At 65.0% G+C, this 14,588-nt stretch carries 13 protein-coding genes; 8 read left to right on the top strand and 5 right to left on the bottom strand.

The genetic code is table 11. The features are described from left to right. Window positions 1–92: 92 nt before the first annotated feature. The 5 genes from HAP40_RS18725 to HAP40_RS18745 all read left to right on the top strand — a co-directional run bounded on the left by HAP40_RS18725 (window position 93) and on the right by HAP40_RS18745 (window position 5,087). Complete coding sequence (locus HAP40_RS18725; RefSeq protein WP_166816419.1) at window positions 93–1,313, top strand: LL-diaminopimelate aminotransferase; 1,221 nt, start codon at window positions 93–95, stop codon at window positions 1,311–1,313. A 30-nt stretch (window positions 1,314–1,343) separates the two neighbouring features. Then, a complete protein-coding gene (locus HAP40_RS18730) occupies window positions 1,344–2,660 on the top strand; it encodes a homoserine dehydrogenase (protein ID WP_166816418.1) in 1,317 nt (438 codons plus the stop codon). A gap of 84 nt (window positions 2,661–2,744) precedes the next feature. Then, window positions 2,745–3,746, top strand: coding sequence for a class II fructose-bisphosphatase (glpX, locus tag HAP40_RS18735; RefSeq protein ID WP_166816417.1), 1,002 nt, complete (start codon window positions 2,745–2,747; stop codon window positions 3,744–3,746). Between the two features lie 139 nt (window positions 3,747–3,885). Continuing rightward, window positions 3,886–4,605 (top strand): haloacid dehalogenase type II, encoded by a 720-nt coding sequence (locus tag HAP40_RS18740; protein ID WP_166816416.1) that lies wholly within the window; start codon window positions 3,886–3,888, stop codon window positions 4,603–4,605. 77 nt (window positions 4,606–4,682) lie between these two features. Next, on the top strand, window positions 4,683–5,087 hold the full coding sequence (locus tag HAP40_RS18745) for an ASCH domain-containing protein (protein WP_166816415.1): 405 nt from the start codon (window positions 4,683–4,685) through the stop codon (window positions 5,085–5,087). A 129-nt stretch (window positions 5,088–5,216) separates the two neighbouring features. On the opposite strand, the gene HAP40_RS18750 is transcribed toward HAP40_RS18745, so the two are convergent. The 5 genes from HAP40_RS18750 to HAP40_RS18770 all read right to left on the bottom strand — a co-directional run bounded on the left by HAP40_RS18750 (window position 5,217) and on the right by HAP40_RS18770 (window position 10,582). Further along, on the bottom strand, window positions 5,217–6,188 hold the full coding sequence (locus tag HAP40_RS18750) for an MBL fold metallo-hydrolase (RefSeq protein ID WP_166816414.1): 972 nt from the start codon (window positions 6,186–6,188) through the stop codon (window positions 5,217–5,219). A gap of 204 nt (window positions 6,189–6,392) precedes the next feature. After that, on the bottom strand, window positions 6,393–6,806 hold the full coding sequence (locus HAP40_RS18755) for a cupin domain-containing protein (RefSeq protein WP_166816413.1): 414 nt from the start codon (window positions 6,804–6,806) through the stop codon (window positions 6,393–6,395). 48 nt (window positions 6,807–6,854) lie between these two features. Beyond that, window positions 6,855–7,598, bottom strand: coding sequence for an SDR family oxidoreductase (locus HAP40_RS18760; protein WP_166816412.1), 744 nt, complete (start codon window positions 7,596–7,598; stop codon window positions 6,855–6,857). Window positions 7,599–7,849: 251 nt separating this feature from the next. Further along, window positions 7,850–9,217 carry a TAXI family TRAP transporter solute-binding subunit gene (locus HAP40_RS18765; RefSeq protein WP_208024761.1) on the bottom strand — a complete coding sequence of 456 codons (1,368 nt, stop codon included), beginning with the start codon at window positions 9,215–9,217 and terminating at the stop codon, window positions 7,850–7,852. A 288-nt stretch (window positions 9,218–9,505) separates the two neighbouring features. Then, window positions 9,506–10,582, bottom strand: a complete 1,077-nt coding sequence (locus HAP40_RS18770; RefSeq protein WP_166816411.1) for a methyl-accepting chemotaxis protein — start codon at window positions 10,580–10,582, stop codon at window positions 9,506–9,508. Window positions 10,583–10,854: 272 nt separating this feature from the next. Between HAP40_RS18770 and recJ the strand changes: the two genes are divergently transcribed. The 3 genes from recJ (at window position 10,855) to HAP40_RS18785 (ending at window position 14,458) form a co-directional block, all read left to right on the top strand. Beyond that, window positions 10,855–12,696 carry a single-stranded-DNA-specific exonuclease RecJ gene (recJ, locus tag HAP40_RS18775; RefSeq protein WP_166816410.1) on the top strand — a complete coding sequence of 614 codons (1,842 nt, stop codon included), beginning with the start codon at window positions 10,855–10,857 and terminating at the stop codon, window positions 12,694–12,696. Window positions 12,697–12,760: 64 nt separating this feature from the next. Continuing rightward, a complete protein-coding gene (locus tag HAP40_RS18780; RefSeq protein ID WP_166816409.1) occupies window positions 12,761–13,570 on the top strand; it encodes an SDR family NAD(P)-dependent oxidoreductase in 810 nt (269 codons plus the stop codon). 96 nt (window positions 13,571–13,666) lie between these two features. Next, window positions 13,667–14,458 carry an aldolase gene (locus HAP40_RS18785; RefSeq protein WP_166816408.1) on the top strand — a complete coding sequence of 264 codons (792 nt, stop codon included), beginning with the start codon at window positions 13,667–13,669 and terminating at the stop codon, window positions 14,456–14,458. Window positions 14,459–14,588: the final 130 nt, after the last annotated feature.

A 14,588-nucleotide genomic window follows, 5' to 3' on the forward strand; every position in this document is an offset into this window, starting at 1 on the left:
GAGTAAGTTTCGTGGGGGAATGAGTGCCTTTCCGAACGGCCGTTCTGGCCGGTCGATTCTGTCCTGACCGGTTGCCCGGAGCCCAGAGAGCCATGGAAGAATTTTACCGCATCCGCCGCCTGCCGCCTTACGTATTCGAACAGGTCAACCGGGCCAAGGCGGCCGCGCGGAATGCCGGCGCCGACATCATCGACCTCGGCATGGGCAATCCGGACCTGCCGGCGCCGCCGCATGTGCTGGAGAAGCTCAAGGAGACGCTCGGCAAGCCGCGCACGGACCGTTACTCGGCCTCCCGCGGCATCCCGGGACTGCGCAGGGCCCAGGCCGCCTATTATGCCCGCCGCTTTGGTGTGAAGCTCAATCCCGACACCCAGATCGTGGCGACGCTCGGCTCCAAGGAGGGCTTTGCCAACGTGGCGCAGGCGATCACCGCGCCGGGCGACGTCATCCTCTGTCCGAACCCGAGTTACCCGATTCACGCCTTCGGCTTTTTGATGGCAGGCGGGGTGATCCGCTCCGTTCCCTCCGAGCCGACGCCGCAATTCTTCGAGGCGGTGGAGCGGGCGATCGTGCATTCGATCCCCAAGCCGCTGGCGCTCGTGGTCTGCTACCCCTCGAACCCGACCGCCTATGTCGCGAGCCTCGACTTCTACAAGGACCTCGTCGCCTTCGCGAAGAAGCACGAGATCCTGATCCTGTCCGATCTCGCCTATGCCGAGGTCTATTTCGACGAGAGCAACCCGCCGCCCTCGGTGCTCCAGGTGCCGGGCGCGATGGACGTCACCGTCGAGTTCACCTCGATGTCGAAGACCTATTCGATGGCGGGCTGGCGCATGGGCTTTGCGGTCGGCAACGAGCGCCTGATCGCGGCGCTTGCCCGCGTCAAATCCTATCTCGATTACGGCGCCTTCACGCCGGTCCAGGTCGCGGCAACCGCCGCATTGAACGGCCCGGACGATTGCATCAAGGAGATGCGCGACACCTATCGCAAGCGCCGCGACGCGCTGGTGGAATCATTCGGCCGTGCCGGCTGGGAGATCCCGCCGCCGGAGGCCTCGATGTTCGCCTGGGTGCCGCTGCCGGAAGCCTTCCGCAGCGTGGGCAGCATGCAGTTCGCCACGCTGATGGTGGAGAAGTCCGGGGTCGCGGTCTCGCCCGGCGTCGGATTCGGCGAGCATGGCGAAGGATATGTCCGCATCGCCATGGTGGAAAACGAGCAACGGATCAGGCAGGCCGCGCGCGGCGTGCGCCGCTTCCTTGAAAGCGGCATCGAAACGTTGCACAACGTCGTTCCGCTCGCCAATCGGCGCTAATTCTTCTTCGACGGGTTTTCGAAAAGCATCATGGTCGCACCCCTGAAAGTGGGCATAGCGGGGCTCGGCACCGTGGGTGCCGAAGTCGTCCGTTTGATCGAAACGCAGGCGCGCGTGCTCGCGGGCCGCAGCGGCCGGGGCATCCGCGTCGTCGCCGTCACGGCGCGCTCGAAGGCGAAGAAGCGCGGCGTCGACCTGCGCGGCGTCGACTGGGCGAAGGATCCGATGGCGCTTGCCACCCATCCTGAGGTCGATTGCTTCGTCGAGCTGATGGGCGGCGCCGGCGATCCGGCGCTGTCGGCGGTCGAAGCCGCGCTAAACGCCGGCAAGTCGGTTGTCACCGCCAACAAGGCGCTGCTCGCCAAGCACGGCCTCAAGCTCGCCAAGGCGGCTGAAAAGCACGGCGGCGCGCTGAATTTCGAGGCAGCGGTCGGCGCGGCGATCCCCGTCATCAAGACGTTACGCGAAGGTCTTGCCGGAACCGGCATCAACCGTGTCTACGGCATTCTCAACGGCACCTGCAATTACATCCTGACCCGGATGGAGCAGGAGGGGTTGTCCTTCGCCGAGTGCCTGAAGGATGCGCAGCGGCTCGGCTATGCCGAGGCCGATCCGTCCTTCGACGTCGACGGCCACGACACCGCGCAGAAACTCGCGATCCTTGCCAGCCTCGCTTTCGGCACGAAAGTTGCTCAAAGCGCCGTGTATGTCGAAGGCATCTCATCCATCGCGCCGGAAGATCTGCGCGCCGCGGCCGATCTCGGTTACCGCGTCAAGCTGCTCGGCGTTGCGGTCCGCACCGCGACGGGCATCGAGCAGCGCGTGCATCCCACCATGGTGCCGAAATCCTCCTCGATCGCGCAGGTGATGGGCGTCACCAATGCAGTCACGATCGACGGCGAGGGGATTCCGCCGATCACGCTGGTCGGCCCGGGCGCCGGCGGTGCCGCGACCGCATCCGCCGTGGTCGCCGATATCGCCGACGTTGCCCGCGGCATCCGCGCCAATCCGTTCGGCCGGGCGCTCTCTCAACTGCGCGACACCAAGAAGGCGCCGATGGAGCGGCATGAGGGTGGCTATTACATCCGACTGCTCGCGCGCGACTTCCCCGGCACGGCGGCCGCGATCGCAACGCGGCTCGCAGAGCAGAAGATTTCGATCGAGTCGATCGTGCAGCGCCATCCCAATGGCGGCGCTGCGCCCAGCAACGGCAAGGCGGTCCCCGTGCCCGTCATCCTGATCACCTATGCGACGCATGAGGACGCCGTGCGCCGTGCGCTCGCCGCCGTGCAGAAGGACAAGGTGATCAGCGGACGGCCGCAGGTGATCCGGATCGAGAAGAACTGAGGCGGTTCGAACGAACGAACCGCGGGCGTTGTGAGTTGGTATGGGCGGAGCTGTCCGCCCCGAACCGTTTGAAGGAGTGAGCCGATGTCGACCCATATTTCAGTCCCGCCGCAAGCGTTGCTCGAGCGCATTCTCACGCTGGAGATCGTGCGTGTGACGGAGCGGGCGGCGGTGTCGTCGGCGCGGTTGCGCGGCCACGGCAATGAAAAGGCCGCCGACCAGGCGGCCGTGGATGCCATGCGGCGCGAGCTCAACAAGCTCCCGATCCAGGGCACCATCGTGATCGGCGAGGGCGAGCGCGACGAAGCGCCGATGCTCTATATCGGCGAGCAGGTCGGCCTCAAGGCCGGCCCCGAGGTCGATATCGCCGTCGACCCGCTCGAGGGCACCACGCTGTGCGCCAAAAACATGCCGGGGTCGATCGCCACCATGGCGATGGCCGACGGCGGTACGCTGCTGCACGCGCCCGACGTCTACATGGAGAAGCTCGCGATCGGTCCCGGCTACGACAAGGGTGTTGTCGAAATCGATGCCTCGCCCGCCGACAACGTTCGCCGCCTCGCCAAGGCCAAGGGCGTCAAGCCGGAGGGCATCACCGTCCTCGTGCTCGATCGTCCGCGCCATGCCGACATCATCTCGAGCGTGCGCTCGACCGGGGCCGCCGTGCGCCTGATCACCGACGGCGACGTTGCCGGCGTGATCCACTGCGCCGACCCCGACAATACGGGCGTCGACATGTATCTCGGCACCGGCGGTGCGCCGGAAGGCGTGCTCGCGGCCGTGGCGCTGCGCTGCATCGGCGGCCAGATGCAGTGCCGCCTGATCCTCGATTCCGACGAAAAGCGCGAGCGCGCCGCCAAGATGGGCGTCAACGATCCCAAGATGATCTACGGCATCGAGGACATGGCGCGCGGCGACTGCCTGTTCGCCGCCACGGGCGTCACCACGGGCTCGCTGCTCTCGGGCGTCAAATTCCGCAAGGACGGCGTGATCGAGACCGAGACGGTGGTGATGCGCTCCGTCACCGGCACGGTGCGCTACATCAAGGCCGAGCACCGCGAGCTGGCCAAGTTCCATCTGGACTGAGGCTGCCGTCATTCCGGGGCGACGCGAAAGCGTCGAACCCGGAATCCATCGAGCGGCAGAGTTCGATGTGCAATGGATTCCGGGCCTGGCCCTACGGGCCATCCCGGAATGACAACGATAAAAACAACGGGAAGCGCACATGTCCGATCTCTCCGCCGTCAAAGCCCTCGTCTTCGACGTGTTCGGCACCGTCGTGGACTGGCGCACCAGCCTCATCACCGACTTCATGTGGTGGGGCAAGCAGCGCGGCATCAGCGCGGACTGGACCGCCTTGGTCGACGGCTGGCGCGGCATGTACATGGCCTCGATGGACGACGTGCGCCAACATCCCGAGCGCGGCTACGTCATGCTGGATGATCTGCACCGCCGCTCGCTGGAAAAGCTGGTCGATCAATTCTCGATCAAGGGCCTCACCGAAGCCGATCTCGACTATCTCACCAAAGGCTGGCACCGCCTGCATCCCTGGCCCGACAGCGTCTCCGGCCTTACGCGGCTGAAATCGAAATTCGTGATCGCGCCGCTGTCGAACGGCAACGTTGCGCTGCTCACCAACATGGCGAAGTTCGCTCGCCTGCCGTGGGACCTCGTCATGTCGGCCGAACTGTTCGAGCACTACAAGCCCGATCCCGAGACCTATCTCGGTGCCGCGCGTCTGCTCTGCCTCAAGCCGGAACAGGTGATGATGGTCGCTGCCCACAACGGCGATCTCGGCGCTGCGCAGAAGAACGGGCTCAAGACCGCCTTCGTGGCGCGGCCGACCGAGTACGGACCGCTTCAGAAGGTGGATTTCGAGGCGAACGGCAACTGGGACATCGTCGCGAAGGATTTTGGCGGGATCGCCGACAAGTTGGGCTGTTAGCCGCCGTCTTCATGCGGCACTTGGCTTGGGTTGCTTCAGGGGCCGCCTGACGCAGGTAACGTGACATGCGGGAGAGCATGAGCAAATCGGTTCCCGAGCCCTATCGACATCTCCGGACATTTGCTTTCGGGGACAATCCTGCGCTGGCGGATGAATTGGTCGAGCTCGTCATCAAAGGCATCAAAACCGCGACGTGCAGCACCGAGGACGAGCCGAACACTTCCGCGCCCGGTGAGCGCTGGGTCGTGCTCGACGGGCGCGCCGAGCCGCGCTGCGTCATCGAAAGCATTGAGGTGACATATCGCCGGTTCAATGAGGTCGACGCAGCCTTTGCGCATGATGAAGGGGAAGGCGACCGGAGCCTGGCCTATTGGCGCTCCGCCCATCAATCCTATTTCGGCAGGCTCGGGCGATATAGCGATGACATGATGCTGATGTGTGAGCGTTTTCGTCTGGTCGAGGTCTTCAACGATACGCCGTGATACCGAACTCGCGCGCACGTTTTCATCACGGCCGCCGAGCGGCTGCAAATAATCCAGCGGCTAGGCGGCAAGCAAAAGGTCCGGGAAGCTTGGGCTGCCCGGACCTCGTGTGACAAACGACTTGGTGGCCTACAACGTCATCTGCATCGGTTCGGGATAGTAGCGGAAACCGTCGCCTGCCTTGGCGACATGACCATAGCCGGGCCAGGCGAAGTGATAGGACATCACCGGGACCTTGTTCGCGGCGAGCATCGTGAGCAGTTTCACGCGCGATTCCGCCGCCTGCTTCGGATCGGTGTCGTAGGAGAACTCCATCCGCGGCCGCTCCAGCAGCAGCACCGAATGGTGCGAGAGGTCGCCGAGGAAGGCGAAGGACTTGCCCGCCGACGAGACCGTGAAGATGGTGTGGCCGACGGTGTGACCGGGCGCCGCGATGGCCTGCACGCCCGGCAGAAATTCCTGGCCGTCCTTGAAGAACACGATGCGGTCGCGGACCGGCAGCAGGTTCTTGCGGGCGTGGACAACGAAGTCCTTGGCCGGGCTGCCGAGCTTGCCTTCGTCGGTCCAGAAGTCGAAATCGGTCTGGGAGATGTAGATCTGCGCGTTCGGAAACAGCGGCTTGCCGCCTTCGTCCACGATGCCGCCGATATGGTCGATATGGGCATGCGAGCAGACCACCGCGTCGATGTCCCCCGGCTTGATGCCGGCCTCGGTCATGCTCTTCTGTTGCCGCCCGGTGCTGGCACCGAACATCTTCGAACTGCCCATGCCGGTATCGAACAGGATGAGCTTGTCGCCGGTGTTCACGATCGGAGAGTTCTGCTCGAGCACGACATTGTCCGGCGACAGGAAATTGTCGGCGAGCATCTTCTTGACCTCTTCCTTGGGAACGCCAGAGAACGTCCCGGAGGGATCGCCGAGCGGTAGGGGCCCGTCGGATACGACGGTCACCTCGGCATCGCCGAGAACGAAGCGGTGCCAGTAGGGCGTCTGGGTGCCGAGCTTGGGAGCCCGCGCCATTGCGCTGCTGCCGAGCATGGCGCTGGCACCAAGGCCCGCCCCGAGTGCGAGCAGGGACCGACGAGAGACATCGATTGTCATGCGTTTCCTCGCTTTTGTCTTTTGCTTTGTGCAGTTGTTCGCGCGTCGCCGCCGCCCCGATCGGCCATCGACCGGAGGTCGGCAGGGGCCATGCTGCGCTGCTTACGGCAAGCTAGCAAGTAGAATTGGTCCGCGGATGCGTGCGGTCACGGATGCATACAACCCCGCGAGCACGGGGTTTTTCGATGGCGTGCCGATCTGGCGCTACTTCGTGATCGGCGTCGTCAGCTCCTTGTCGGCCGTGTCGACCACGAACACGGCAAGCAGCTTGGCAGGCTCGGTATCGCTGGCATTGGCGCTGACGGCGTGACGGTCGCCGGGCCTTTCGGAGAAGTTCTCTCCCTTGTGAAAGACCTTTGCGGGGCCGTCATTGACCTGACTGCGGATCGCGCCTTCGAGGACCGTGGCATAGATGAAGGCGGACGGCGCGTGAATGTGGGCCGGCGAGGAGCCTCCGGGACCATACTCGACCAGCACGCCCTTCATGCTCTTGCCCGGCACATTCGGCAGCGCCTGATCAAAGACGATCGTGACCTTGGCCAGGGGGGCCGTCTCGGCGGCATGGACGGCCAGGATAGATGCGGCGTAAACCGCCGTTGCGATCAGCAATCTGCGCATGGGATTCCCTTTCATGGACAGTTTGCGTCGTGATGACGCTGTGGAGCTTCAGAGCCGCGCGAGCCATGTTGCGAGCGCGGTTTTCCCGAGCCGCGCCTCGCCGAGCGGGTTGAGCGATGTGTCGTCGATGGGGGCGCCGTAATAGGGCGCCTTTGCATCTCCCACCACCGGACGGCTGTCGCCGGACGCCTTCAGGCGCCGCGCGATGAATTCATTGAAAGGAGCCTTCTCGGGGCCTGCGATATCGATGGTGCCGTTGAGCGGCTGGCCCGTTGCGACCTCTGCGAGGCGGTCCGCGACGTCGTCGGCCGCGATCGGCTGAAATTGCGCCGTAGGAACGACGACCTTGCCACCTGTCAGACCCGTTTCGGCAATGGCGCCGAGGAATTCGAAGAACTGAGTGGCGCGCACGATCGAGTAAGGGACCGAAGAGGACTTGATGACGGTCTCCTGAGCGAGCTTGGCACGAAAATAGGCGTTGTCGGGCGAACGTTCGGTGCCGACGATCGAGAGCGCCACGTGATGTTTCACGCCTGCTGCGGCCTCCGCCGCGACGAGGTTCTTGCTCGAACGCTGGAAGAAATCGAGCACGGCGGCCGGCTCCCAGGACGGCGCGTTGGCGACGTCGACGACGACATCGGCGCCGGCCAGCGCAGCCGCGAGGCCTTCCCCGGTCACGGCGTTCACGCCTGATTTCGGCGAGGCTGCCACGGGCTCGTGGCCTTGCTGTTTGAGCTTCGCCACGAGCTTGGATCCGATCAATCCGGTCCCACCGATCACAACAATCTTCATGGCATGTCTCCTCAGCATTCGACGAGCGCGCGATGCCCCGGCGAACGGGGCGCGCTCTTCCGTTGATGACGTCGATCAACGTGATGCCAGGCCATCTTACCCGAGCAATAGGGCGAGCTCTTGCCTGGAACTGGCCTGCCTTGTCGAAATATGCTCCGGAGATTCGCCGCGAGATTACAAAGAGTTTGGTAAGGGACCATTCCCCTTTGTCTCGCAGGCGCGTCTGTTCGCGAGGCTCGCCGCAGGCGTGCCTAAACTTGCGATTGGCTTTGGATCGGCGGCGCCGGCTCGTTTTGGACGGCATTCAGCACAGCCTTCCGGTCATGGATGAGGTTTTCCAACCGGTGGGCCGCCACGTTCAGCGTGGCCGCATCGAGCCTGTTTGCATCGTCATCGGCACTCGAGCGTTGTGCGCGAAGCACATTGTCGATCTGATTTTCGATCTCCGAAAGCTCGGCCTCGCTCTTCGCCTGGCGTATCCTGCTTCCCAGCGCGTAGAGCGCATCAAGTGCCGGCTCTCTTGGCTTGCGTTCGCCGGATCTCAGAAATTGCCAGAGCGCAGCCGCGACTGACGCCAGGGCCCCCAGGGCCATCGGTGCCAGGAAGATTATGTTGCTCCACTTGTCCAGGAAGCTCAGCTGGCTGCCGTTGTAGTACTCCGCGGCGCCGGCATGAACGGGAAGATAGGCGCCCGCGTCGGTATCAGGCGCCTTGAATTGCGCTACGATCGGCCACTCCGGCAAAATGTCCCTGCGCGCGGCTGTGAGGGCCTTTGTGAAGTCGGCGATCACGTCGTTGTCGAGATCTTTCGTGCCGACCACGTAGTAGGCCACGCGCAAGGTGGTCACGTCGTCATCGGGGACTGGAGGCGATCCGCGCAACGTTCCCTTGGGGATGTCGAAACTCTCATAGGCGCGCTCCTTCTCCGCAATAGCTCCCGCATTCTCGATCGGGATCAGCACAGGCGCGGTCTTGGCGTTCTGCGGGAACAATCCTCGTACCAGCGACAGATACTTGTCGCTGAGCGGCATGACGAAAAGCACCGCACGCACCTGCTTGGTGTCGAACGCGCGGCGGACTTCGTTTAGCGCAAGGCTCTTGAACGCGACGTTGGCACGGTCAAGGTCATAAGACCTGCTCAGGACACTGACTATCTTCTGATTGATGTCGCCGGCAACGACGCCCACGGTCGTACGCTTTAAACCCGCGATATCGGTTATGGTCGAGCCGGGAGGCGCCACGAGCACGGCCACCGCCTCGGCAAGGACGACGATGGCTTGAGCCTGCGACAGGTCGCCGACGTCGCCACGAACGACGGCGAGGTCGGTCTTGCCCGACGACAGCGCGGAGGCCGATTCGAGGGGGCCGCCGGTCTCGACGACCTTGAGCCGCACCGCTGAGTTATTCGCGGCAAGCCGGCTCGCAAGGGCCGACACGATTTTCGGGGCCTCGCCATCCAGCGATCCGACCGCAATCGACAGCGTCACCGGCCGCGCATACCAAAGATATGCGAACAGGCCCGTGCCAATGACGAGCAGGATCAACGCCACGACCGCGACGACACGAAGCCAGATCGGCAGTCTGCCGGCATCAATGCCAAGTTTCGATAGATCGTCCATGACACGGCTCGTTCCGGAAAGGCTCCGGCACGATCAGCATCAATTTCCGGAGGGCAGTCCCGTTGATTTGCATCAAGACCAAGGACGAACGGATGCGGGAGAGGCGGCCCTTGCACCGCCTCGTGTCCCGGTGCCAAAGCTCTACTGGCAGAGGTGCATTTAGGCCGCCATCGTTTTTGAAGGTACCGCCGGAACCGCAGACGATGCCATCACGGGTCTTCTAATCGTTCCAGCCGTTATAGTTGTAGCAAGCCTATGTTCCGGTAGTCGGTGTCCCGAAGACCGTCCTCACGCCCCGCAGACGATCACGCCGTACCAGCCGAGCCCGCGATAGGTCTCATAGCCGGGGGTGGCATGGAAGGCGACCAGCGTGCCGGTGCGGTCGTGATAGAAGCCGGAGCGCTGGCCGTTCAGCGAGATCGAGATGCGCTCGCTGAGGATGCCCTGGCCGTCGGATGCCGCGATGACGCGAAAGTTCGAATCGACCAGCAGCACGCGGGCCTTGTCGCCGTCGCCGACGCGTACGCCCTGGACGATGGCGCGGGCTTGCGGCTCCCAGTCGAAATGGATGGCGAGCACGCCGATCGGCGCGCCATTGGCCTGGCCGCCGGCGCGGACGCTGGCGCAATAGGTCGCGACCTGCGCATTGCCGAGCAGGGGCTGGTTCTCGACGTCGCCGGCGACATAGTCGTCGCCGGAGCGAAGGCCCTTCGCCTCGCGAAACCATCTGGTGTGGGCGACGTTCTGGCCGACGACGCGGAAGCGGTCCGCCCGGCCGTTGGCGATGACGTTGCCGTCGAGGTCGCAGAGCCAGAGGTCGAGATAGACGGTGTAAGCGCCGAGGATCACGCCGAGGCGCTGCGAGGCGTGGTTCACGGTCGCTGCGCCCGGAGCAGCCGCGCAATCGACCACGGCGGAATCGGTCGCCCACCAGCGCACGTCGCAGGTGCGCTCATAGAGGTTGCGGTCGATCAGCTCGATGGCGTTGAGCGACAAATCGACCATGCGCTCGCCGCGCGAGCGCTGGCTCATGCGGTCGATCGAGGCGACGAGATCGCCGGTGCGTTTGGTCAGCTGGGTCTCGAGCTCGCGGGCGATGGTCTCGACCTGCTGGCCGACGCCGCGGACCTCCTGGGCCACCACCGCGAAACCCGCGCCCTGCGCGCCGGCGCGGGAACTCTCGATCAATGCGTTTAGCGCCAGCATCTTCATCTGGTTGGTGATCTGCTGGATCGCCTTGGTCTTGTCGACCGCGATCTGGTTGACCTCTGCCGTGAGGCGGTTGATCAGCGCGGAGATATCGGAATCGTCGTCGGCGGGTTCGGTGGCGATCGGCTTGGCCTTCAGACCCAGCGCAGCAGACATCGGGGATTTCCCTTGGCAATGAGGTCTGATCTGCAACGAACCCGGAACAACAAATTACAGATCGAATACGAGTCGTTTTCGAAGATTCCGCCTAACGCCCGCTTAATTTGCTGTTCCACGGATTGCCCAAATGATAGTCACTTCGCGCAGCAAAACGGCAATCCACTGCTTTATGCGGCGCGGACATTGCATATGTCGGTGGATTCCGGGTCAATCGTCCTTCCGGCCCACCAGCTGCCACGCTGCCGGGTTTCTCAAGCCAATCGCAATCCATGACGCCGCCCGCCACTGCCTTGCCCGTCGAAGCGCCCCAGGCGTTCCTGGGGGTGACGCGCTCGCTGACCGACAAGCTGTGGCGCGACCGGCTGGACGGGCGCGGGGCGGCCAAGGCGCTTGCCATCGTGCAACGGCACCAATTGCCGGAACTGCTGGCGCGGGTGCTTGCGGGCCGCGGCGTCGACATCGACACCGTGCCGGACTTCCTAGATCCGACCATCCGAAAGCTGCTGCCGGACCCGTTCACGGTGACGGAGATGGAAGCCGCGGCCAGGCGGATCGCGGATGCCGCGACCAAGGGCGAGAAGGTTGCGATCTTCGGCGATTACGACGTCGACGGGGCGACCTCGGCGGCGCTGCTGGCCTGGCACCTGCGCCATTGCGGGCTCGATCCGCTGATCCACATTCCCGACCGGATCTTCGAGGGATATGGGCCCAACACGGAAGCGGTGCGCGCGCTGGCGGCCAAGGGCGCCACGCTGCTGGTTACCGTCGATTGCGGCACCACGAGCATCGAGCCGCTGGCCGAAGCCAAGCGCCTCGGCATGTCCGTGGTCGTGATCGACCACCATCAATGCGGCCTCGATCTCCCGGAGGTCGATGCGCTGGTCAATCCGAACCGGCCCGACGATCTTTCCGGCCTCGGCCATCTCGCCGCGGTCGGCCTCGTGCTTGTGACGCTGGTTGCCGTGAACCGCGAGCTGCGCCAGCGCGGCTTCTGGGGCAGCGAGATGCCCGAGCCGGATCTGCTCGGCATGCTGCACCACGTCGCGCTCGGCACCGTCGCCGACGTCGCCCCACTGATTGGGCTGAACCGCGCCTTCGTCGTGAAGGGCCTGATCGCGATGCGGCGGCGCGACCATGTCGGCCACACCGCGCTGATGGACGTGGCGCGCCTCAACGGCCCGCCGGAGGCCTGGCATCTCGGCTTCATGCTGGGGCCGCGCGTCAATGCCGGCGGCCGCATCGGCCGCGCCGACCTCGGCGTGCGGCTGCTCTTGGAAGGCGACAGCGTCGAGGCTGCGCGGATCGCGGCTGAGCTCGATCGCCTCAACAGCGAGCGCCGCGTCATCGAGCAGGCGGCGGAAGCGCAGGCCGAAGCGGAAGCGCTGGCCTCGATTGGGCTGGAGGACAAGCTCGGCGTCATCGTCACCGCGTCCGAAGGCTGGCATCCCGGCGTGGTCGGCCTCGTCGCCTCCCGCTTGAAGGAGAAATTTTCGCGGCCGGCCTTTGCCATCGCGCTCGAGCCTGGCGGCATCGGCACCGGATCGGGCCGCTCGATCGCCGGCGTCGATCTCGGCAAGGCCGTACGCCAGGCGGTCGCCGACGGCATTCTGCTCAAGGGCGGCGGCCATGCCATGGCCGCGGGCGTGACCTTGCGAAAGGAGAAGCTCGCCGAATTCCGCGCCTATATGGAGCAGGCCCTGGCACGCGACGTTGCCGAAGCCCGCCACGTCAACGAGCTCTATGTCGACGGCGCGGTCTCCGCACGTGCGGTAACGACGGAGCTAGCGACCACGCTGAACCGCGCCGGCCCGTTCGGCAGCGGCAATCCGGAGCCGGTGCTGGCCTTGCCGGCGCATCAGCTCGTCTATGCCGACGAGGTAGGACAGGCGCATCTGCGCCTGCGCTTCAAATCGGGTGACGGCGCCATCGTCAACGGCATCGCGTTCCGTTCGGTCGGCCAGAAGCTCGGCAACGCGCTGCAGGCCAATCGCGGTCAGCAGATGCACGTCGCGGGATCATTGTCGGTCGATCGCTATCAGGGCGTCGAGCGGGTGCAATTCCGCGTCGTCGACGTCGCACTACCGGATCAGGGGCCATCCGTGATCAGATAACGCAAGATCCGACGTGGCCTTGCGGCGACAATAAGTCGCTCAAACAACAAAAAAGGGAGTGAACATGGCAGGGCAGGTTGAGGGCAAGGTGGCGCTGGTGACGGGCGGCGCCTCGGGCATCGGCGAGGCCATCGTCGAGCTGTTCGCGCGCGAGGGCGCCACCGTCATTGCAACCGACATCGACGAGCTACGCGGCCCCGAGCTTGCCAAGCGCATCGCCACGGCCGGCGGCAAGGCGATCTTCCTGGAGCAGGACGTCACCAGCGAGGAACGCTGGATCGAGATCGTCGCCGAAATCGCCAAGCGCTACGGCCGGCTCGACATCATGGTCTCCAATGCCGGCATCGGCATCGCCGTGCCCTCGATCGTCGACATGACGCTCTCGGACTGGCGCAAGCAGAACGCGATCAACCTCGACGGCGTGTTCCTCTCGGTCAAGCACTGCCTGCCCCTGATGCGCAAGACCGGCGGCGGCTCGATCGTGATGATGTCCTCGCTCGCAGGCTTGCGCGGCGCGCCCGGGCTGTCGGCCTATTCCGCCACCAAGGGCGGCGTGCGGCTGTTCGCCAAATCGATCGCGATGGAGTGCGCGGCCGCCGGCGATGGCATCCGTATCAACTCCGTGCATCCCGGCATCATCGATACGCCGATCTGGGGCAAGATCCCGACCGGCGCGACCGGTGCCGGCCAGAACGCGCCGATCGATCCGGAGGAGCGCGCCAAGGTCGCTACGCCGCTTGGCCGCGCCGGCCATGCTGCCGAGATCGCCTCCGGCGTACTCTATCTGGCCTCGGATGGCTCGCGCTACGTCACCGGCAGCGAGCTCGTCATCGACGGCGGCATGAATGCCGGGGGCGTGCCGCGGCGCGCATAGGGCGCGCAGGGCAGGGTGGCGCCTGCAGGGGCTGACGCGCAAGCGCCGGCCCTGTACAACGCGGGGAGCTTCCGACCGACAGAGGTGTCCTTCGCCATGGCGCACAATCTTCACGCCTCCTCACCCGCGCCGCAGCGTTCGAACCGGCCGGATCTCGCCACCGATGCGATCCGCACCGCGCGCGAGGATCTCGCTGCCTGCTTTCGCATGGCCGCGCGCAACGGCTTCGAAGAAGGCATCTGCAATCACTTCTCGGCCGTGGTGCCCGGGCATGACGATCTCTTCCTGGTCAACCCCTATGGCTACGCCTTCCGCGAGCTGACCGCGTCGAAGCTCTTGATCTGCGATTTTCACGGCAACGTGCTCGATGGCGAGGGCGTGCCCGAAGCGACCGCCTTCTACATCCATGCCGAGATGCACAAGCGCCTGCCGCGCGCCAAGGTCGCCTTCCACACCCACATGCCCTATGCCACGGCGCTATCGATGACGGAGGGCGAGCCCCTGATCTGGGCCGGCCAGACCGCGCTGAAGTTCTACGGCCGCATCGCCGTTGACCGCGACTATAACGGCCTCGCGCTCGACAACCGCGAGGGGGCACGCATCGCCTCCAGCGTCGGCGATGCCGACATCGTCTTCATGAAGCATCACGGCGTCATGGTGCTGGCGCCGACCATCGCGGAAGCCTGGGACGATCTCTATTATCTCGAACGCGCCGCCGAGGTGCAGGTGCTCGCGATGTCGACGGGTCGGAAAGTCCTGCCTGTGGATCCCGCTGTCGCGGCCGAAACCTACCGGCAGATGCGCGAAGGCGACTCCGAATCCGCGCGGTTGCATCTCGCCGCGATCCGCCGCCAGCTCGATGCGGAAGAGCCGCAGTACAGGCACTGAGGCAGGCGTCAGCTACAGAATCATTCCGGGGCGCGCCACTTGGCGCGAGCCCGGAGTCCATCGTGCGGTAAGCGATGCGTAGGAATGGAGTTCCGGGCTCGCGCGTCGCGCGCCCGGGAATGACGGTGTG

It is taken from the genome of Bradyrhizobium sp. 1(2017) (assembly GCF_011602485.2).
Taxonomy (GTDB): domain Bacteria; phylum Pseudomonadota; class Alphaproteobacteria; order Rhizobiales; family Xanthobacteraceae; genus Bradyrhizobium.